Origin of the sequence: Mycobacterium sp. NPDC048908 (genome assembly GCF_043197955.1) — a bacterium.
Classification (GTDB): Bacteria; Actinomycetota; Actinomycetes; order Mycobacteriales; family Mycobacteriaceae; genus Mycobacterium.
In genome coordinates this window covers 41,410-62,067 of sequence record NZ_JBICUE010000019.1, presented here as the reverse complement: position 1 = coordinate 62,067, position 20,658 = coordinate 41,410, and the positions used below count along the sequence as shown (strand labels likewise).

The following is a 20,658-nucleotide window of genomic DNA, read 5'->3' as shown; positions in this document are numbered from 1 at the left end:
GGGATCCGGTGGCAGGCTTTAGCGATGGCAGCTGAAACCGACGTGGCCACCGACGAACTCCTCGGTCTGTTCCCGCCGGAAACCGGCATGGCCGACGACGGCACCCTCACGGTGGCTGGCTGTCGACTCGACGAGGTGGCCGAGCAGTTCGGCACGCCGGCCATCGTCGTCTCGGAGGACGCGTTGCGGCATCGCGCGCGCGACTACCTGGCCGCGTTCCGTGACCGGTGGCCGCGCAGCGATGTGGCATTCGCGTCAAAGTCGTTCCCGTGCACCGCTGTTCAGCGAGTGATGGTCGAGGAGGGGCTGCATCTCGACGTGGCCGGTGGCGGTGAGATCTTGACCGCCCTCAAGGCCGGCGCCGATCCCGGCACGCTGGTGTTGCACGGCAATGCCAAGACCGACGAGGAACTGACGCTGGCTGTCCACCACCGCGTCGGGCTGATTGTGGTCGACAACTTCGACGACATCGACAGGCTGGAACGCATTGTGCCAGTCGGCCATCGACAGCCGTGTCTGGTGCGGGTCATCCCCGGCGTCGAGGCCACCACGCATGCGTCACAGGCGACGGGGCACGCCGGCTCGAAGTTCGGCTTGTCGCCTGCCGATGCGCGCGATGCGATCGCCAGGATCGAGCGAAGCGCCAAGCTCAGGCTCGACGGCGTACACACCCATGTCGGCTCGCAACTGCTCAACGTCGACCAACTCGCACAGGCCGTCGAGCCGATCGCGAAGCTCGGCACGTTCGATGTCTACGATCTCGGCGGCGGTCTCGGCGTGCGCTACACCTACACCGAGCACCCGCCCGGTCTCGATGACTACGCCGACGCGATGGTCACGCAGGCGAAGGCACTGCTTCCCGAAGGCGCGCGCATCATCGTCGAGCCCGGCCGCAGCATGGTCGCCAACAGCGCGTGCACGATCTACCGGATCACCACGATCAAGCGAGGCGTCATCACCCATGTGGCGGTGGACGGCGGTATGGGCGACAACCTCGAGGTGTCGCTGACCGGGCAGCGGTTCGAGGCGACGATCGTGAACCGGGTCGGTGGCGGGGACATGGTCAGCGTGGTTGGGCGGCATTGCGAATCCGGCGACCAGCTCGTCGACGGGGTGCCGCTGCGCGCACCCGCTGTCGGTGATCTGCTGGCCGTCCCGGTCACCGGCGCGTATTGCTACACGATGTCCAACCAGTACAACGGCGCCCGCCGGGTCCCGGTTATCTTCGCGCGCAATGGGTATGCCCGGCTCGTGGTGCGCCGAGATACCTGGGACGATTTGTTGATGCGCGATGTCGACTGACACCGTGCAGGATGTATGACATGACGGAGCCGCCCGCGTCGCTCGTCGAGTTGGCGCACCGCTACGGCGTAGCCACCGAATATCAGGACTGGACCGGCAAGAACTCGGTGGTCGCAGACTCGACACTGATCGCGGTCCTCGATGCGCTCGGCGTGCCCGCCGCGACCGAGGGCCAGCGGTCGGCCGCACTCACCGCGCACGACCGTGAGTACTGGGCGCAATCGCTTCCGCCGACGATCATCGGCCGGTCTCAGGTGGCGTCGTCGTTCTGGGTGCACGTCACGCATGGTGATCCGGCCCGGTTGTGGTTGCGGCTCGAGGACGGCAGCGTGCGGACGGGCCTGCGGCAACTCGAAAACAACCGGGCCCCTTACGATCTCGACGGCAGACTGGTCGGTGAGGCCACCTTCGAGCTGCCCGCCGACCTGCCGCTCGGCTACCACCGACTTCACCTGCAGATCGGTGCGTCCGACGTCAGCACCCTGGTCATCATCTCGCCCGCCTCATTGAAGCTGCCTGCCCGGCTGGGCCCAAGCCGGGCATGGGGTCTGGCCACCCAGCTCTACAGTGTGCGCTCGCAAAATTCCTGGGGCATCGGCGATTTGACCGATCTCGCCGACCTCGCGGTGTGGTCGGCGTCGCAGCACGGCGCCGGCTTCATACTGGTCAACCCGCTGCACGCAGCGGCTCCTACCCCACCGATGGAACCATCGCCGTACCTGCCGACGTCGCGCCGGTTCGTCAACCCGCTGTATCTGCGCGTCGAGGCCATCGACGAGTTCGCCTATGTCCGGCAGCGCGGCAGCGCACGCCGGGCGCGCGCCGAGGCGCAGGCAGTTGCCAAGAAGTCCAAGCGCATTGACCGGGACGCCGCGTGGAAGGCCAAACGCTCCGCGCTGGAAACCGTGTACCGCGTCAAGCGGTCGGCGGGGCGCGAGTTGGCGTACGCCGCGTATCGCAGACGTGAAGGCGGCAGCCTCGACGACTTCGCCACCTGGTGTGCGCTCGCCGAGAAGTACGGCAATGACTGGCACCAGTGGCCGGATGAGCTCCAGCATCCGACCGCACCGGCCGTCGTCGAATTCGTCACCAAGTACCCCAGGGCCGTCGACTTCCACCGCTGGCTGCAGTGGCAGCTCGACGACCAGCTGACCGCAGCGCAGGCCACGGCCGTCCAGGCCGGGATGGAACTCGGCATCATGCACGATCTCGCGGTCGGTGTTGACCCGAACGGCGCCGATGCATGGGCCCTGCAGGACGTGCTGGCGCTCGGCGTGACGGCGGGCGCGCCGCCGGATGAGTTCAATCAACTCGGCCAGGACTGGTCGCAGCCGCCGTGGCGGCCGGACCAATTGATGAAACACTCCTACGAGCCGTTCCGCGCCCTGGTCAACGCGGTGCTGCGGCACGCGGGCGGGGTGCGCATCGACCACATCATCGGGCTGTTCCGGTTGTGGTGGATTCCGAAGGGCGCTCAGCCCACCGACGGCACCTACGTCCGCTACGACCACGAGGCGATGATCGGCATCGTCGCACTCGAGGCGCATCGGGCAGGCGCTGTGGTAGTTGGCGAGGATCTCGGCACCGTCGAGCCGTGGGTGCGCGACTATCTGCATGAACGCGGCCTCTTCGGCACCTCGATCCTGTGGTTCGAGGCCGACCGCGACGGCGACGGCGGACCACTTCCCGCGGAAAAATGGCGCGAGTACTGCCTGTCGGCGGTGACCACGCACGATCTGCCACCGACCGCAGGCTATCTGGCCGGCGAGCACGTACGGCTGCGTGACAAGTTGGGCTTATTGACGCGCTCGGCCGCCGAGGAATTGGCAGCTGACCAGGCGCAACAGGCCGCGTGGCTGGCTGAACTGCGCCGCGTCGGGTTGCTCGGCGATACGAATTCGACCGAAGAAGTAGTGCTCGCGCTGTACCGGTATCTGGGCCGCACGCCGTCCAAGCTGCTTACCCTGTCCCTTGCGGACGCCGTCGGGGATCTGCGTACGCAGAACCAGCCCGGCACGACGGACGAATATCCGAACTGGCGGGTGCCCCTGACCGGGCCCGACGGCCGGAAACTCCTGCTGGAGGACGTGTTCGCCGACCCGCGGGCCGCCAGGCTCGGCGAGGCGATGAAGCAGATCGTGCACCCGCCGCTGTAACGCTCGGTGCGTCGCCAGCGGTTTCACATTTGTCACCGCTGCGATATGTTCGCACGGCACCGACTTAGGGAGAGATCACGTGAAGAAGCTCGTTGCGCTCAGCGGGGGCCTGGTCGCCGCAGGCTCGGTGGCACTGATCGGCGCCGGCGTTGCGCTCTCGCAACCGGGCCCGGACATGAGCTCCTTCAATGTCGTCGGCGAGCCGTACAACAAGGCGCTGCAAATCCTGAAGAGTCAGGGCGTCAAGGCGTACTTCGGCGGATCGTTCGGCAGCGTGCTGCCTCAGGCGCAATGCCTGGTCGACCAGCAGAAGATCACAGGCGGCGGCCGGATGCTGCTGATGCTGGACTGCAGCCAGAAGGCCGCCGACGAACTCGCGTCTATGGGCCCGTCCGGTGGCCCGACTGTCGGCGCCAATGGCGTCACGACCGTGACCCCGACCCCGGTCGTCCCGATTCAGGGTGCGCCGGGGCCGGCCGCCCCGCCTCCGGGCTAGGTCTCGACCATCTGTTTCAGGTTCTTCAGCGTGGCGCTCATGTTGCGGCCCACCTGGCGCGCCGCCACCCGATCGGCGATGATGCCGAGCAGGTTGCCTGCCGACTCGTAGGCCAGCCGGAAGATCACCTTGGTGCGTCCGTCGCCTGCGTCGCGGATCCTGAACCGGCCGCGCAGCGAAACGCCTGATATGCCGATCCACGCCAGGTCATGGGACGGATCGAACTCGGAGACCTCGACCACCCCGCCGATCGGGACCGAGCCGATCTTCCAGTGCACGGTGTAGCGGGCGCCTTTCTTCGCCGGACCTTCGGTGACCTGTTCCCAGCGTTCAAGGCTGGCCATGAACTGCGGATAACAATCGGGGTCGCTGACGGCCTTCCAGACGGTGTCGGGATCGGCGTCGATGACGCAACGGCGTTGCACGCGCATCAGGTCACTCTCTTCTTCGCGCAAGCGTCCCCTGCCCTTCGGGCGTGGCCCCACATCAGCCGATCACCGGGAATCGACGCTGCGCCGCCAACCGGTCAACACCGGCCTGCAGACTCTCCATCACCTGCTTGTGCAACGTGTCGTCGTCACCATCGGCGTCAATCGGATCCTGCACCTCGATGGCGATCTTCGTCGGCAGCGGCAGTCGCGGCACCATGTCGCTGACGGTCAAGCCCCATGGCGGCGCCAGCAGGATGGGCACGCTCTTCAACCGCGCCGTCTTGTCGACCATCAGCAGCTTGGCAAGCCACTGTCCGCGGTCCAGAAACAGCGCCGCTTCCTGGCCGCCGACCGAGGCGACCGGCACGATCGGTACCTCCGCCTCCCGCGCGAGCTTGACGTATCCCGTGCGGCCGCCGAAGTCGACCTCGTGACGTTTCCATGACGGCCGGAACACCTCGTAGTCGCCGCCCGGGTACACCAACAGCGCGGCACCGGATTCCAGTGCCAATCTTGCGTTTTCGTGATTGGCCGCCACGGTGCCGAACTTGCGCAGCGAGCCCAGCCCAGGCATCGACACCACCAGATTGTGTGCCAGTTGGTAGAAGGGCCGCTCGACGCCGAAGTAGGAACAGAAGGCCAGCGTGAAGACGAAGGTGTCGGGTGGGAGGTTTCCCCCGCTGTGGTTGCCGACCAGCAACACCGGTCCTTCGCGCGGAACGCGATCCAGACCGTGAACGTCCGCCCTGAAGTACAGCGACGCCAGCAGCCAGAGACCGGGTAATTGCTCACGGATGTAATCCGAGTCGCGTTGGTCGAGATCCGCCTTCGGTACTCGCGACGCGACCTGCCCCTTGGCCCATTCGAGAACGTCACTCAACCCCGCCATGCAGGTGTTATTGACGCAACGCGGAAACCCGAAACGTGCCGGAGCGAAAGAACCTGCTACCCGCGTTCCCACCTACTTCGCTACACTGCCCCGCGGCGACGTCGAGTTGCACTTCGAACGGTTCGCGGCGCCCCCCGGTCATCGACGGCACGAGATACTCCGTCTCGGTCGCGTCGACCGGCCAGACAGTGCAGGTCGGCGCCGACGAGACGCTGCTTTCAGCCCTGAACCGGGCGGAGGTTCACGCACCGTACTCGTGCCAGCAAGGCTTCTGCGGCACTTGCCGCACCAGGGTGCTGAACGGGATCGTCGACCACCGCGACGCGCTGCTCACCGATCCCGAGCGGCGCAACGGGATGATGCTGATATGCATCTCCCGGGCAGCCGAGGGTTCGCATCCGACCCTGGATCTGCAGTCGCCTCTGTACTATTCGCCCATGCCGCTGGCCGATGGCGCGACGTTCGCGGGATACACCATCGTGCGATTGCTCGGCTCAGGCGGCATGGGTGAGGTCTACCTCGCCCAGCATCCGCGACTGCCGCGCCGCGACGCGCTCAAGGTGCTGCCCGCGTCGGTGTCCGCGGACCCCGCTTACCGCGAGCGGTTCAACCGGGAGGCCGACATCGCGGCCACCCTGTGGCATCCGCACATCGTCGGCGTGCATGATCGCGGCGAAGCCGATGCGCAACTCTGGATTTCGATGGACTACGTGGACGGTACCGACGCTTCACGTCTGCTGCGGGAACGTCACCCCACCGGGATGCCCACGGTCGAGGTCGCGAGAATTGTCACCGCCGTAGCAGAGGCGCTGGACTACGCGCACGAACGCGGCTTGCTGCACCGCGACGTCAAACCAGCCAACATCCTGCTGTCTCATCCTCAGTCGAGTGATGAACGTATTTTGTTGGCGGACTTCGGGATTGCCCACTGGGCGAACGACATCAGCGGGTTGACAGAAACCAACATGACGGTCGGCACGGTGTCCTACGCGGCACCAGAACAGCTGATGGGCGGCCAAATCGACGGGCGAGCCGATCAGTATGCGTTGGCGGCCACCGCTTTTCACCTGCTCACCGGCACGCCGCCGTTCGTCAACTCCAATCCGGCCGTCGTCATCAGCCAGCATCTGTCGGCGTCGCCACCCGCCATCGGCAGGCGGCGCCCCGGACTGTCGGCGCTGGACCCGGTGCTGGCCAAAGCGTTGGCGAAGAATCCCGCCGAACGCTTCGGGCGTTGTGTCGACTTCGCTCATGCACTCACCCACCGACTCGACAACGCGACGACAACTGACGCCGACACCCATCTGGTCACTGCTCCCCCGGCACGGAAACGCTCCTTGGCACGACCGAGCGTCCTGGTTCCCGTGGTTCTCGTTGTGCTGCTGATCGTCGCGATCACTGTGGCTGTCACCGAGTTTCGGCGGGCTGACCGACCGCAGGACGGCACGGCGACCGCCACTTCGACGACGACAAGCAGTCCGGTGGTCACACCAGTGCCTGCACCACCGGAGCCAGTGGCCCCGCCCACCGTGACTGTCGTTATCGGCGCCAACTGCACACCCGTCGGCAGCACGGCGACGACTGCCGAGGGTGCCGCCGCATACTGCGCGACTCTTCGGCCCAGCGGAACCACGGTATGGTCGTTGCAACCCGGAGATATCGAGAGTCCAACGGTCACAACAGAACCCACCGATACTCCGCTGCCGACCGAAGATGAGTCGCCGATCCGCATGTGCATGCAGCAGACGGGCAAAACACGCATCCAATGCTGGGAAGAGATCCGGCGCAGCAATGGTCGTCGGGTGCCGTGAGCCTCAACGCATCCGACCGACTGGCGCTCACCGATCTGGTGCACCTGTACGCGTCCGCTGTCGACGACCGCCGCTTCGACGACGTCGTCCAGTTGTTCACGCCGACAGCGGAGTTGCGGCTACCCGACCCGCCACGATCGCTGGACCCGGTGCGCCGTCACCATGGCCACGACGGGGTGCGCACAGCGATGTCGGGGCTGGCCGCGGTCATCCGCACCGAACACGCGATAGTCGGCGAAGTCTATGCCCCCGGTGACGACCCGGACTACGCGCTGGGCCGCATCACCTGCATCGCACACCACTGGACCACCGATGCGAACCAGGCCACGGACCTGGTGTGGCACCTTCGCTACGACGACGAGTACCTGCGCACCCGCGCCGGTTGGCGCATCCACGGCCGCGCGCTGACCATCAACGCTATCGAGACCCGTCCTGTCCGCCGTCTTCGAGGGCGACCATGAGCCGATCGAGCAGCGGACGCTGGCCCTTCAGCAGTTTCACTGTCGCCTCCGCGACGGAAAACCAACCGACCCTGTCGATTTCGGGGTACTGGCGAACATTTCCCGACCCCTTCGGCCACTCCAGCTCGAACGTGTTGCTGAACGTTCCTTCGAGGTCGAGGTCGCCGCGAACGGCGAAGGCGGTGATCACCTTTCCGCTCGGCTGTTTGATCGGAGTGAACGCGATGCGGGGACCGTCCGGCGGCTTCTTGCCGAGTTCCTCCTCGAACTCACGTTGCGCGACAGTCCACGGGTCTTCCCCTTCGAGGTATTCGCCCTTTGGAATCGACCACGCACCTTCGTCCTTGCGCGCCCAGAATGGGCCGCCCGGGTGGCCGATCAGCACCTCGACGCTTGCCTCGGTGATCCGGTACAGCAGCAGGCCCGCGCTCAATCTGGGCATCAGGCCGCCGTTGGCTCGCTGAGCTTGACCAACGTCTTGCCGATGTTGGCGCCGGTGAACAGCCCGTTCAGCGCGTCGACACACGACTCGATGCCCTCGAAGATGGTCTGCCGGTGTACAAGACGGCCGTCGGCCTCCCACTGCCGCAACGACGCGAACGCCTCGTCGAAGCGCCCCCACTCGTCGAGCGCGTTGAACCCCTGCATCGTCGCCGTTTTCGACAACAGGTTGACGTAGTTTGCTGGGCCGGGGTGCTCCCCGCTTAGGTAGCTCGAGATGACGCCGCAGAGCACCACACGCGCCTTCGGCGCCAGCCGGCCGAGCACCGCGTCGAGAATCGGACCGCCGACGTTGTCGAAGTACACGTTCACGCCCTTGGGGCAGTGCTCCTTGAGTGCGGCGCGAAGGTCATCCGACTTGTAGTCGATGCAGGCGTCGAAGCCGAAGTCCTCGACCACGGCCTTGCACTTGCGCGGCCCGCCCGCAATGCCGACCACCCGCGCACCGGCGATCTTGGCGATCTGTCCGGCCACCGACCCGGTGGCGCCTGCCGCGGCGGAGACCACCACGGTGTCCCCTGCTTGCGGTCTGCCGACGTCGGTCATGCCGAAATACGCGGTCGCGCCCGTCGGGCCGTAGACGGACATGATCGCGAGTTGGTCGGTTTCACCGGGGATCGGTGTGGTGAAGATGTCGTCGCGGATGAGCACGTACTCCTGAAATCCGGTCAGGGTGGTGACGACGTCACCGACGGCGTAGGCCTCACAGCGTGTCGCCACCACCTCACCGATTCCCGCGGCCCGGATGACGTCTCCCAGTTGGAGCGCCGGCAGGTAGCCCGGTTGGCCGTCGAGCCAGGTGCGTGCCGCGGCGTCGATCCCGACGTACGTGGTGCGTACCAACGCCTCGCCGTCGGCAGGCTCGGGCGCCGGCTTGGTGACCAGTTCGGTGTCGTCGGGTGCCACCAGCCCGTGCGGGCGGCGGCGCAACAGGATCTGGCGGTTCGTCAGCTCGGCCACATGGCGAACCTACCGAAGATCAGCCCCGCTTCTGCAATGCTTCCTGACCAAACTGGCCGACCGCCAATGAACCGTCCGGCAGCACCACCTCACCCGCCTCGACCCGCTTCCGCAGGTAGGCGAACGTCTGCGCGGTTTGCGCGAACAGGTGCTCGCCTGCGCGCAGCGCGGGTCGCTGTTTGCCATCGCGGGATGCGAACTGCGGCAACGGCTTCACCTCGGTGTCATAGTCGACGTTGAAGAACAGCGGGAACGAATAGCGCTCCTCTTTGACCTTGCGCACCCGATGGCTGGTGGCCACGTAGGTCCCGTTGGTCCACAGTTCCAGCATGTCGCCGATGTTGACGACGAACGTGTCGGGCAGCGGCGGCACATCGATCCAGCGGCCGGCACCGTTGAGCACCTCGAGCCCGGGAGCGGTGGGCTTGAGAAGCGTGAAGCATTCGTAATCGGTGTGCGCGCCGATGCCCGCGGCGTCGACGGCGTCGGGGTTGTACGGGTAGTGGATGAGCCGCAGCTGGCTCGGCGTCTTGGTGGCGTGCCTGGAGAACGTGTCGGGGCGCTCCCCCAATGCCACCGCGAACGCCGACAGCAGCCGGTGGCCGACGTCGAGCACCGCCCGGTAGTACGTGGTCACCGCGTCGGCGAAGCCGGGGAGGTCCGGCCAAGTGTTTGGACCGAGCATCGGATTGCCGGCAAGGTAGTCGGGGTCGTCGGCGGGCAGGTCCAGCGCGGTGTCGTAGGCCTCCTTCACCTCCGGCGTACCGGTGCCCAGCCCCTCTTCTCCAGGAGGCACGTAGCCGCGGTGACAGTTGGACAGGCCGATGTAGTACCGCATCTTCTCCTCGAGCGGAAGCGCGAAGAACTGCTTCGTGGCCGCCAGCATGCGCTGGAACACCGCGTCGTCGACGCCCGCGCCGCTGACGTAGAAGAACCCGATCTGGCCTGCCGCAGCACCCAGTTCGGTTGCCACCCGTTCACGCTCGGCTCGGTGCTGAGAGCACAGCCCGCTGATGTCTATCACCGGCACCGACGTGAATGACGTTGCGCCACTCATAAATCCACTACTCCTTCGCTGTCCTCGATGTGCCGCCGGACGCCGTTGGCCACCAGCTCATCATCTGTAATGCGCAAATCGAGGGCCGCCCAACGTGGGTCGCCGACCACGCCCAGCACCACACCGCGCTCATCCGCCCAGCCGTACCTCTCGCCGACGCACACCAGGATGGCGTCGGTCGCGAACAGCGCCCAGTTCGGTTCGGAGTCGCCATCGTGCCGGACCCAATGCTCGACGTAGGACTCGTGCACGCCTTCTTCGATCAGTGTGGCGTTCTCCCAACGCATCCGACCGGCGTCGGGGAATGGGCCTGGCGGCGCCACATCGACCAGTCGCTGCCATTCGAAGACGTCGTCGTGCTGGCTGAGCCGGCCTGCGAAACCACGGGTATCCACATACCCGGTGATCCCTTGCAGCCATGCGACACCTGCGCTGGTGTCCCGAGCCCCGTCGCTGTCTATCAGCAGGGTGCGCCGCCACAGTCCACTGCAGTGAGTCATCAGCACTCGGGTGCTCACGCTGAGGCCTCCCACAGGGTTTTCAGCAGCTCGGTGCCGTGGTCAGTCGGCCTGCCGAACGCGCGGACACGCGCGAGTCCACCGTCGGGATAAGCCTGGACGCGCAGCGCGGTGATGTTCGCCGCGTCGACGATGAATACCTGTCGGGCGTCGGCGGCGATCCGAGTACGCGCCAGCACCTCGACGTCGAAGAGAACCAGCGCCCAGCCGCGGTCACCGCATGGGCGAGCGGTGCTGCCCAGCACCGCGACCTCGGGTGAGGCGTTGAACACGAACCGGCTGGTGTCGATTTCGATGCGTTGTAGATCTGCAGGCACAGCGAACGAGATCATTGCAGCGTCGTGGGTATCGGGGCCGACATCACGCCGCCGCCTGGTCTCCCAGCCGTCGCCCATCGTTCGTGGCCGGTCGGCCGCGATCAGTGATCGCGCGTCGGAATAGAAGCTGTCAGAGGACCATTCGACGCGGCCGCCCTGTTCGACGCTTGACACCTCGACGGTGACGTCGGCCCAGATGGCCGGATCAGGAATCACGGTGCCGTAGACCCGCAGCCGCGCGACGCCGCCGTCGGAATTCAAATGCAACCGGATGTGCGTGTAGCGCCGTCGGTCATCGACTGCGAACAGATTGTGCGAATCAGGTTTGAGCGGGCTCGGGTGGATCACCGTGCTCCACGGCACCTCGGCGGCGGTCGGATCACTGACCGTGTCCAGCACACAGGCATCAATGCGGCACCCGGTCGGCTGATTGCCCGAGAAGAACCGGGTGTCGACGTCGATGGCGCGCAACCGCCCGCCGACGCCGAGCCGCACGATCACCCAGTCGCCGTCGGCGTGCCTGCGCGTCTCCCAGCCGTCGACCACCTCGCCGCGCAGATCGAATGTTCCTGGGACGAAGGCGGGTTCACTCGGATCGATCAGCCGTTCCTTGAATCCGAACGACTCGTCGCTCGCGGCGACCACGCTGCCGCCGAGGACGCGCGACGCCAGGTCGACGTTCACGTCGGCAACCCCAACGCCGCCGACAACGGCCAGTGGCTGCGCGGGTTGTCCGGCCCAGGGGCGTAGGCGCCGACCTTGCTGGTGGTCAGCCCCAGTCCGACCAGCGCCTGCGCCACCGCGACCGCGGCGGCGACGCCGTCGACGACGGGCACGCCCAGCTTGGCGGTGATCTCAGCGGTGACACCCGCCATCCCCGCGCACCCGAGGCAGATCACGTCCGCGCGGTCGTCGGCGATCGCCCTGGCCGCTTCGTCGACTATGGCCTGCACTGCGCCCGCTGGGTCCGCATCCACCTCTGCGGTACCCAAACCACAGGCCCGCACCGACGCGCAGTGCGTATGGAGACCGGCGAGCAGCAATCTGTCCTCGATCGCCGGTATCGACCGGGCCAGCGTCGTCACCACGGAAAAGCGCCTGCCGATCAGATGCGCGACGTGTGCGGCGGTCTCGGCGATGTCGAGCACGGGAACCGGCAGCATTTCTTGCAGGGCATCTTTGCCGTGTTCGCCGAAACCGGCGAAAATCACTGCCTGGTAATCGAATTCGCCCGCTGCCAGCTTCACGGCCACCAGATCCATCACACCGACCGCGGACAAATGACTCTCGGCCGCCGAGTCGATCGCCGTCGCGCCGAAATGCGGATGACAGGACACGATTTCGGTGCCGTCTGCGGCCACCGCCGCGGCGGCAGCGGCGATCTGGGCCGTCATCGCCTCCGATGTATTCGGGTTGAGCAGCAGAAGTTTCATGCCGGCTGGCCAATCTGGTCGTAGATGAGGCGGCCTGCGCGCCAGGTCTGCAGCGCAGCGCCCCTCAGCACCGCACCGTCGTACGGCGTCGTTGGGTGCCTGTGCCGCAGCGTCGCGGCATGCACCGCCTGTTCGGCATCCGGGTCGAACACGCAAAAGTCGGCCCGCTGTCCGACCGCGATCCGTCCCCTGTCTTGGAAACCGGCGAGGGCCGCGGGCCGTTCGGACATCCACCGGCACAGTTCGGTCAGCCCGAAATCACGCTCGGCGGCCTGTGTCCACGCGGCGCGCGGGCCGACCTCGAGGGAACTGATCCCGCCGAACGTCAGGCCGAAGTCACCACCGGCCTTCATCGACGGCCCACACGGCGAGTGGTCCGACACGATCATGTCGAGCACACCGTCGGCGAGGCCATGCCACAGCAGTTCGCGGTTGTCTGAGTCACGGATCGGCGGACACACCGCGAACTGCGTCGCGCCGTCAGGGATTTCTTCGGCTACGAAGCTCAGGTAGTGCGGGCAGGTTTCGGCGGTGATGCGCAGACCGGACCGCTTGGCTTCGGCCAGCATCGGCAGCACGCGCGCGCTGGAGACGTGCACCACGTGCACCCTGGCACCGGTTCGCTCGGCGGTGTCGATGACCAGCCTGACTGAGTCTTCCTCACAGACATCCGGCCGCGACGACAGGTACTCCGCATACCTGCGGCCACACGGTGCCGGACTTCCAGCGATGATTTGCGCGCTCTCGGCATGCACGAGCAGCACCGTGTTCAACGCGGCGACACGTGCCGCCGCGGCACGGAACTCCTCAGCGTCAAGCGCGGCGAAGTTTGGGTTACCGGAATCGGTGAGGAAGCACTTGAAACCGCGGACGCCCGCATCGGCCAGTCCGCTCAGCTCGTCGACATTGCCCGGCACCACGCCACCCCAGAATTCGACGTCCACCTCGCAGTTGTCCTGCGCGGCTTGGCGTTTGCATTCCAGTGCGGCGACTGTGGTGGTCACCGGATCGCTGTCCAGCGGCATATCGACCAGTGTGGTGATGCCCGCCGCGACGGCGGCCGACGTCGCGGTGGCGAAACCCTCCCAGTCGGTGCCCGGCTCATTGATGTGCACGTGGGTGTCGACGAAGCCGGGCATCAGGACCGCCGAGCCGTCGAAGCGGATGTGCTTGATCGCCGCACACTCCGTGTCTATCGCGTCGACGGCCACGATCACGCCGTCGGCCACCGCGACCACCGCCGCGCGCACCTGCCCCTCGATCACCGCCTTCTCAGCGCGAATAATCAGGTCCACTAGGCGAATCTGTCGTGGAAATGCCGGGTCAGCTCCGGCCATACGTGCGGATCATGGCCGGGGATCAGTTGATAGCCCTTGTCTTTGGCCAGCCTCTTGAGCTTGCGGATCGGTTCGATCGTCTCCTCCGGTTCGACGCCGATGTAGCCGCCGATCGGGAGTTCGTGTTCGATGTTTTCGGTCAGGTCGGCAGCATCGAACGCGAACACGAAGCCGTCGCCACCGACGGACTCATCGAGTTCGACGACGAAGCTCTGATGCCCCGGCGTGTGCCCGTAGGTGGGTACCGCGGTGATGCCCGGCGCGATCTCGGCTTCGCCATCGGCCAGTCGCCATTCGATGCGTGGGTCGTCGAAATCGATTCTCGCGATCGCATTGTGCTCGGGTTCCGGATGGTTGGACAGCCCGTACTCGAGTTCACGCCGCTGGGCGTGCACCGGCACCTCACCCGCGAACAGTTTCAGCCCGCCGGCATGATCGTGGTGAAGATGGCTCACCGCGACGGTGTGGATATCGTCGAAGTCGACGCCGATGTCGTGCAGCGACTGTTCGATCGGCTCACCGGGACCCGGCAGCACCGGAATGTACTCGACCGAGGGGTAGAACCGCCGATACAGCGCCGGATCCCGAATCAAAGCGGTGTTGAACCCGGTGTCGAGCAAAACCCAGCCACCGTCGGTCTGCAGCAGCACACCCGGTACCGGTTCGCGCAGTCGCTGTTCGGGAGGAGTGCCGTATACCGACACGGCCTTCGGCAACTCCTCCCAGCCGAGTGTCAGCAGGACGATCCGATGAACTTTTCCCATCGCATCACCCTACGGACAGCGCCGCGATCCGAAGCGAGTTCGGGTTCGACAGCGCATGCGCCTGTTCAACGCCCTTCAACCACGGCTGGGCGACGACGAAGTCGTCGATGTCCGCGATGTTGAGCCAGCATCCGGTTTCCTCGGCGGCCGCGCCCGCATCCGAGAAGGGTTGTGGCTGACCACCCGGAAGGCCTTGGGTCAGGGCTGAACTCACTCGCGGCGACGAGCAGCCCAGGTAATTGATCCCGCCGTCTTTGTCCCAGGAGATGTGTCCCCAGGTGTAGGGTGTCGGCGAATCCGGCCACACGGGATTGACGAAGACCTCGGGCGCCGCCTGCATATCGGTGCCGACCCAGCCGTAGATCTCCGAAGTCGGGTAGCCCTGCACCTTGGCGGTCAGGCCGGCCGCAGCGAGTTGGGTCTGCACCAGGTTGCTGATCAGCTGCATGTCGGGGTTGCTGGTGTCGTAACCGATGGTGATCGACTTCTGGTCGGCGGGCAGCCCGGCCGCGATCTTGGCCAGCGCCGAGGCGTCGTGCTTCAACGCCTGCTTGGCGTAGTCGGCGGCCAACACGTACGGCGGGTACATCTGGGCGCCGATCTTTCCGCGGCCGAAGTACGTCTGCTTGACCAACTGGTCGACGTCGATGGCGTCCATCACCGCGGTCCTGGTGGCCTGGTCTTTCATGACGCCCTTGTTCGGGTTCGTGTACAGGAAACCCGCCATTATCGTCGGCAGCGAGTAATGCGCGTATTTGGGGTTGTTGAGGTACTGCTCCACCGCAGATGACGGCAGGTCGTGCAGGATCGCCGCGAGTTGACCGTTGTTGAACTGCAGTTGTTGCGCGGAGCTGTCGGTGATCACCGGCATCTCCACTTTCTCGAAGTACGGCTTGGGGCCCCAGTAGTCCGGGAACGACGCCATCGAATAATGTGATCCCACTTGCGCGTCGGTCAGCGTGTACGGCCCGGTACCGAGGTCGTGTGTGGTCAGGTAGTTCTGTGCGAAGTCGGAGCCGCCGTTCTTCTGCAAACCGGTCGGGCTCATCATCCGCGGACCGTACGCGGACGCGAGATAGTCAAGGAACTCGAAATTTGGCGACTTCAACGTGATCGTGACTCCGTAATCACCCTGTGTGGTAACGGATTCGACATCTTTGACCATGTACGCCGGGCCGCCGTTGACGGCCAACCGCCGGCCGAACGACGCTTTCACCGCGTCGGACTTGAACGGTGTCCCGTCGTGGAATTTCACGCCCTCGCGCAATTTGAAGGTGAACACCTTGTTGTCCGGCGAAGCGGTCCACTCGGTGGCCAGCAGGGGCTGTAACTGCCGCTTGTCGGTGCCGCCCTGGTATTGCAGCAGCCCCTCGTACAGGTTGGTGGTCAGCAGCAGGCCCTGGCCCGCGTAGTAGACGTCGGGGTCCGGCGGCTGGCCGGGGTCCTGGAGGAACGACAGGTGCAGCACCTTGTCGGTGGGTGCGGCGTTGGGTGTGCTGGAGCCGGAATCCGAACTACAGGCGGACAGGGTCAGTACCACGGCGGCACCGGCCGCCGCGAGAGCCAGTAGTCGGTTGGTCATCGTGGTGCTCCTTCGAGGACGGGTTGTTCGCGTTCTTTTTCGGAGCCGCGGAGGCGGCGACATTCAAAGGCCGTGAGGATCTCGTCGGTGGTGCGGCAGGCGCCGGTCTGCAGGTACTCCATGGCGGCCAGCGCCGCGTCGTGCAGGTATTGCGATGATCCGCCGACGCAGTCGGTGACGACGCGTACGTAGTAGTCCCGCTGGTGCGCGTCGGCGAACGTGTAGTGCACGCAGACGTCGGTCAACCCACCGATCAGGATCAGCGTCGACGCCCGCAAGCCGCGCAGCACGATCTCGAAATCCGTTCCGATGAAGCCGGAATACCGCCGCTTGACGATGTGGAATTCGTCAGCCAGCGGCTGCAGTTCGAGGTCGGTGCCTGGCTGACCTTCGACGCAGTGCACGCCTTCGGTGCCGTCCAGTTCGCGACCGAAGTCCACCCCGCTTGGCCGGTGCACCTCTTGGAAGAAGACCACAGGGACGCCCGCGGCCCGCGCCGCCGCCACCAGCTTCTCGGCACGTGCCACGCGGTCGGCATGCCCCGGCATATGCGGAATGCCGACGTCTGCCAAGGGCATCCCGCCGCTCTGCTGGATGTCGACGACGACCAGCACGGGGTTGCCCACGATCATTGGTTGTGTTGGCACTAACTTCCTCCTACCGCGATTCGTGGATCGGCCGCCGCCTGTAGCAGGTCGACCGCCGTGTTGATGGCGACGTAAAGGACACCGAGCATCAAGGTGACGCCCGCGATCGCGGGGAAGTCGGCGACCGGAATGCTCTGGGCGATGTACTGACCGATGCCGGGCCAGCCGAAGACCTGCTCGATCACCAGCACGCCGGAAAACATCAGGCCCACTTGCAGACCCGTCATCGCCAGCGCGCCGCCGACGCAGTTGCGCAACACATGGCCGACCATGATGCGCCCCTCCGAAAGCCCTTTGGCGCGAGCAGTTCTCGCATAGTCGCTGTCGCCGTCGGTCAGCAGGCTTGACCGCAGCACCCGGCCGATCGCCACCGCAGGACCCAGCGCGATCACCACCGCGGGAAGGACGAGGTGGTGCAGTGCGTCGGCCACCACGTCGATGCGCCCTGCGAGTAGCCCGTCCACGGTCAGCAATCCGGTGGGTCCTGTCGGCGGATTGGCAACACTGATGCGGCCGTTGGCAGGCACCCAGCCCAGCTTCTGGTAAAAGACGATCAAGCCGAGAATGCCGAGCAGGAACATCGGTGCGGACGCTCCGGTGAACAGCACCGCCCGCAACACCGATGCGCCCGGCCACTTCAATGTTGTTCCGAATGCCAACAACCCGGCAAGGATCAGCGCGAGGCCGAGCCCGTAGAGCGCCAACTCCAGTGTCGCAGGAAAGAAGTCGCTCAGATCGCTGCTCACCGCGTGCCTGGTCCGATACGACTGGCCGAGGTTGCCCTGCACCGCGCCCGTCAGGTAATGCCAGAACTGGTTGATCATCGGTTGGTCGAGGCCGAGGGCATGTTTGCGGGCCGCGACGGCATCCGCGGAGGCGTTCGCCCCGAGCTGTGCCTTGACCGGGTCGAGCGGCGAAATATGTTGCAGCACAAACATCACCGCGATCAACGCGACCAAAATCGCCACCATCGCGACCAGCCGGTACAAGATGAACTTCTGCATGGCCACGGTTAGCTCGTCCTCATCAGGTTGCGCAGGCCGTCGCCCGCGAGATTGGCCGCGAGTGCAAGTACCAAAACCGCGACGCCGGGCATCACCGGAATCCACCACTGCTGCAGGAAGTAGGTCAGGTTGCGGGCGGTGTCGGCGCCGAGTTCGGGTGCAGGCGCTGCCTGACCAAGCCCGAGAAACGAGAGCGCCGCAAGCGTGAGGATCAGGTTGCCGATGTCGAGGCTCGCGGCCACCAACGCGTTGGGCACCGCCCCGGGCAGCAGATGACGGTTGGCCAACCGGATCGGGCCCACCCCGGCCAGCCGGGCAGCCTCGACATGTGGACGGGCGGCCAGTCGGGCGACCTCGCCCCGCACCAACCGGGCATAGAACGGCCACCACACGATCGACACCGCGATCAACGTGTGCACGAAGCCTGGACCGAGCGCGGCGACAACGGCGATCGCCAGCACGGGTGCGGGCAGCGACAGAAACGCATCGGTGATGCGCATCAACAGGCTGTCGAGCCATCCGCCTGCCGCACCCGCGATGAGCCCGACCAGTCCGCCGATCAGCAACCCGACCGCGACCACCACCAGTGCGGCGAACCAACTCGCCCGTACGCCGTACAGAACGCGGCTGAGGATGTCGCGGCCGATCGCGTCCGTTCCCAGCAGGAAGCCGCTCTTGCCGGGGGCCTGCAGCGGCATTCCCGCGGGTACCAACGGATCGTGTGGCGAGATCAGTGGCACCGCGACTGCGATCACCGTCACGATGACGACGAGGCTGACAGCGGCCCAATTCATCACCATGGGAGACGAATTCGGCAACGACGGGAGTCGGAGCCGACCTCTGGTCACCGCGCCCGCGGGTAATGCGATCGCCATCTCAGCTCGCCTTCCGCTCGATGCACGCGACCTGATGGGGGTGTCCGGGCTCGCCCTCGAGCCTGACGTCAAGCTGGCTCTCGGCGCACGTGTCGATCGCGATCGGGCACCGCGGGTGAAATGAGCAACCGGTGGGCGGCGACAGCGGGCTGGCGGGTTCGCCTGGCAGCACGCGTGATTCGCGACCGAGATCGGGAATCGAGTCGACAAGCGCCCTGGTATAGGGATGTACGGGGTCGTTGATGACGTCGTCGGCGGGCCCGATTTCCACGATGCGGCCCAGATACATCACCGCGATCCGGTCGGCGACCACCCGGGCCACCGAAAGGTCGTGCGTGACGAACACCACGGACATGTCGAGGGTGCGGCGAAGGTCGCCGATCAGATTGAGCACCGAAGCCGCCAGCGAAACGTCGAGCGCGCTGGTCGGTTCGTCGCACAGCAGCACGGACGGCGGCACCACCGTCGCCCGCGCCAGCGACACCCGCTGCCGTTGTCCACCGGACAGTTGGCCTGCGCGGGACTTCGCGATATCCAGCGGCAGCCCGACGCGCTGCAGCACCTCGGCCACCAGATCCTGTCTTCGGCTGCGGGACCTCCCGTTTGCACGCAACCGTTCGGAAATCAGCTCCCCGACCGAGAGCCACGGCGTCAGCGAGGCGCCGGCATCCTGGAACACCATCTGCGGTCGCTGATCGCCGGCCAGCGCAACCGATCCCGACGTGGCGTTCTCGAGTCCCGCGATGACGCGCAGCAGCGTGGACTTGCCCGATCCGCTCTCCCCGACCAGCGCGACCGATTCGCCGTGCCCGACGGTCAGCGAAATCCCGCGTAGCGCTTGCAGTTTGCCGAACGCCTTGACCACATCATGCAGCATCACCACGGGCGGCTCTGCCGACTCGGTGGCTGCCGATTGCTCGTCGACGTCATCTGTACTCGTCGTCAGCCTCGACCCGAGCTCGGCGGTGACGGTGGCGAACGGCAGGATGCAGGCGCTGACGCGGTCCGGCGAAACGGCAACAGGTTCTGGAGGTGTTTTCTCGCATGCCGTGGTGGACAGCACACAGCGCGGAGCGAACGCGCATCCCGGCAGCGGAGCGACCGGGCTTGGCACCGACCCGGCCAGTGCGGCGAGCTTGCGATGCCTCGCGGTGTTCAGGGTCAACCGTGATCGCAGTAGTCCGTGCGTGTAGGGGTGCGCGGGTGTGCCCAGAACGTCGGCGGTCGGCCCGATCTCGGCGATGCGACCGGCATAGAGCACCGCGATGCGGTCCGAAATCTGCGCCGCCACGCCAAGATCGTGGGTGATGAACACGATACTGCAACCGATTTCATCACGTAGTCGCAGCAGCAACCGCAACACTTGCGCCTGGACGGTGACGTCGAGCGCCGTGGTCGGCTCGTCGGCGATGATCAATTCCGGGTCACCGGCGATCGCGATCGCGATCATCACCCGCTGGCGCAGCCCGCCGGACAGCTCGTGCGGGTACGCGCGGAAGCGTCGCTTCGGGTCCGGGATACCGACGGCGGTCAGCAGCTTGAGCGCTTGTTCGTTGCTGCCGGCGGCCTCGGCCACTTGCCTGCCGATTCTCATCGTCGGGTTCAGCGACGTCATAGGGTCCTGGAAGACCGCGCCGAGGTCAAGGCGGCGCACTTTACGCAACGTCTTCGCATCGCCGGTCACCATGTCGCTGCCCGTGACGACCACCGAGCCTTGCACCCGCGCATGTGACAACAAACCCAGCATGGTGAAACCAAGCACGCTCTTACCCGACCCCGATTCGCCGACCAGGCCCAGGATTTCACCCGGCGCGATGTCCAGCGACACGCCGCGCAGCGCATGCACATCCCGGCCGTTGCGGCGAAACGTGACGTGCAGGTCGGTGATCGCCGCCACCTGCGCATGAGCTGTCGACGACTGCGCGTCGACTTCAGACACTGCGCTACTCATCCACCGCTCCTAGCACCCCCGGCCTGTCACTTGACAGTTTTCAGTGCGGCCTGAGGCGGTGGGTGTCGCCTGCGTAACCAAAACCCGGCGCCACGTAACCGATTCGTGTCGCGCGTTTCTGTCGTGTGACAGAAACGCATATCCGCTGTTCAGTGGGTCACGATGG

General features: G+C 66.0%; 20 protein-coding genes. 5 read left to right on the top strand and 15 right to left on the bottom strand.

All coding sequences use genetic code 11. The features are described 5' to 3' along the window. The first annotated feature begins 24 nt into the window (after positions 1–24). The 3 genes from lysA to ACGFK1_RS29630 all read left to right on the top strand — a co-directional run bounded on the left by lysA (position 25) and on the right by ACGFK1_RS29630 (position 3,954). On the top strand, positions 25–1,302 hold the full coding sequence (lysA, locus tag ACGFK1_RS29640) for a diaminopimelate decarboxylase (protein ID WP_393438207.1): 1,278 nt from the start codon (positions 25–27) through the stop codon (positions 1,300–1,302). Positions 1,303–1,322: 20 nt separating this feature from the next. After that, entirely contained in the window at positions 1,323–3,458 is a 2,136-nt protein-coding gene (gene malQ / locus ACGFK1_RS29635) for a 4-alpha-glucanotransferase (RefSeq protein WP_393438204.1), read from the top strand. A gap of 79 nt (positions 3,459–3,537) precedes the next feature. After that, entirely contained in the window at positions 3,538–3,954 is a 417-nt protein-coding gene (locus ACGFK1_RS29630) for a hypothetical protein (protein WP_393438201.1), read from the top strand. On the opposite strand, the gene ACGFK1_RS29625 is transcribed toward ACGFK1_RS29630, so the two are convergent. After that, the gene (locus ACGFK1_RS29625; RefSeq protein ID WP_393438198.1) at positions 3,951–4,385 is read right to left on the bottom strand and encodes an SRPBCC family protein; all 435 of its coding nucleotides are present in this window, start codon (positions 4,383–4,385) and stop codon (positions 3,951–3,953) included. The two genes, ACGFK1_RS29630 and ACGFK1_RS29625, sit on opposite strands and share 4 nt — an antisense overlap. Before the next feature lie 55 nt (positions 4,386–4,440). Then, positions 4,441–5,274, bottom strand: a complete 834-nt coding sequence (locus ACGFK1_RS29620; RefSeq protein ID WP_393438195.1) for a lysophospholipid acyltransferase family protein — start codon at positions 5,272–5,274, stop codon at positions 4,441–4,443. Positions 5,275–5,309: 35 nt separating this feature from the next. On the opposite strand from ACGFK1_RS29620, the gene ACGFK1_RS29615 reads away from it, so the two are divergent. Both ACGFK1_RS29615 and ACGFK1_RS29610 read left to right on the top strand, forming a co-directional pair. Next, the gene (locus tag ACGFK1_RS29615) at positions 5,310–7,085 is read left to right on the top strand and encodes a protein kinase (protein WP_393438192.1); all 1,776 of its coding nucleotides are present in this window, start codon (positions 5,310–5,312) and stop codon (positions 7,083–7,085) included. Then, positions 7,082–7,546: a nuclear transport factor 2 family protein gene (locus ACGFK1_RS29610; protein ID WP_393438189.1), complete on the top strand. Its 465-nt coding sequence runs from the start codon at positions 7,082–7,084 to the stop codon at positions 7,544–7,546. Before ACGFK1_RS29615 ends, ACGFK1_RS29610 begins: the two co-directional genes overlap by 4 nt. Here the strand turns inward: ACGFK1_RS29610 and ACGFK1_RS29605 are convergent. The 13 genes from ACGFK1_RS29605 to ACGFK1_RS29545 are packed head-to-tail and all read right to left on the bottom strand — an operon-like array spanning position 7,503 to position 20,492. Then, a complete protein-coding gene (locus ACGFK1_RS29605; protein ID WP_393438186.1) occupies positions 7,503–7,988 on the bottom strand; it encodes an NUDIX domain-containing protein in 486 nt (161 codons plus the stop codon). The two genes, ACGFK1_RS29610 and ACGFK1_RS29605, sit on opposite strands and share 44 nt — an antisense overlap. Beyond that, entirely contained in the window at positions 7,988–9,007 is a 1,020-nt protein-coding gene (locus tag ACGFK1_RS29600; RefSeq protein WP_393438183.1) for an NADP-dependent oxidoreductase, read from the bottom strand. The genes ACGFK1_RS29605 and ACGFK1_RS29600 overlap by 1 nt, the downstream gene beginning before the upstream one ends. A gap of 19 nt (positions 9,008–9,026) precedes the next feature. Further along, on the bottom strand, positions 9,027–10,064 hold the full coding sequence (locus ACGFK1_RS29595) for an isopenicillin N synthase family dioxygenase (protein ID WP_393438181.1): 1,038 nt from the start codon (positions 10,062–10,064) through the stop codon (positions 9,027–9,029). Further along, entirely contained in the window at positions 10,061–10,582 is a 522-nt protein-coding gene (locus ACGFK1_RS29590; RefSeq protein WP_393438178.1) for a hypothetical protein, read from the bottom strand. Before ACGFK1_RS29590 ends, ACGFK1_RS29595 begins: the two co-directional genes overlap by 4 nt. Further along, a complete protein-coding gene (alc, locus tag ACGFK1_RS29585; protein ID WP_393438175.1) occupies positions 10,579–11,583 on the bottom strand; it encodes an allantoicase in 1,005 nt (334 codons plus the stop codon). The genes ACGFK1_RS29590 and alc overlap by 4 nt, the downstream gene beginning before the upstream one ends. Continuing rightward, complete coding sequence (locus ACGFK1_RS29580) at positions 11,580–12,332, bottom strand: aspartate/glutamate racemase family protein (RefSeq protein WP_393438172.1); 753 nt, start codon at positions 12,330–12,332, stop codon at positions 11,580–11,582. Before ACGFK1_RS29580 ends, alc begins: the two co-directional genes overlap by 4 nt. Further along, a complete protein-coding gene (allB, locus tag ACGFK1_RS29575; protein WP_393438169.1) occupies positions 12,329–13,627 on the bottom strand; it encodes an allantoinase AllB in 1,299 nt (432 codons plus the stop codon). The genes ACGFK1_RS29580 and allB overlap by 4 nt, the downstream gene beginning before the upstream one ends. Continuing rightward, complete coding sequence (locus tag ACGFK1_RS29570; protein ID WP_393438166.1) at positions 13,627–14,433, bottom strand: N-acyl homoserine lactonase family protein; 807 nt, start codon at positions 14,431–14,433, stop codon at positions 13,627–13,629. The genes allB and ACGFK1_RS29570 overlap by 1 nt, the downstream gene beginning before the upstream one ends. Positions 14,434–14,437: 4 nt before the next feature. Beyond that, positions 14,438–16,015, bottom strand: a complete 1,578-nt coding sequence (locus ACGFK1_RS29565) for an ABC transporter substrate-binding protein (RefSeq protein WP_393438163.1) — start codon at positions 16,013–16,015, stop codon at positions 14,438–14,440. Next, positions 16,012–16,662: a cysteine hydrolase family protein gene (locus ACGFK1_RS29560; RefSeq protein WP_393438160.1), complete on the bottom strand. Its 651-nt coding sequence runs from the start codon at positions 16,660–16,662 to the stop codon at positions 16,012–16,014. Before ACGFK1_RS29560 ends, ACGFK1_RS29565 begins: the two co-directional genes overlap by 4 nt. After that, positions 16,662–17,666, bottom strand: coding sequence for an ABC transporter permease (locus ACGFK1_RS29555; protein ID WP_393438288.1), 1,005 nt, complete (start codon positions 17,664–17,666; stop codon positions 16,662–16,664). Before ACGFK1_RS29555 ends, ACGFK1_RS29560 begins: the two co-directional genes overlap by 1 nt. 8 nt (positions 17,667–17,674) lie before the next feature. Next, positions 17,675–18,541, bottom strand: coding sequence for an ABC transporter permease (locus ACGFK1_RS29550; RefSeq protein WP_393438157.1), 867 nt, complete (start codon positions 18,539–18,541; stop codon positions 17,675–17,677). A 1-nt stretch (position 18,542) separates the two neighbouring features. After that, positions 18,543–20,492 (bottom strand): dipeptide ABC transporter ATP-binding protein, encoded by a 1,950-nt coding sequence (locus ACGFK1_RS29545; protein ID WP_393438154.1) that lies wholly within the window; start codon positions 20,490–20,492, stop codon positions 18,543–18,545. Between the last annotated feature and the right edge of the window lie 166 nt (positions 20,493–20,658).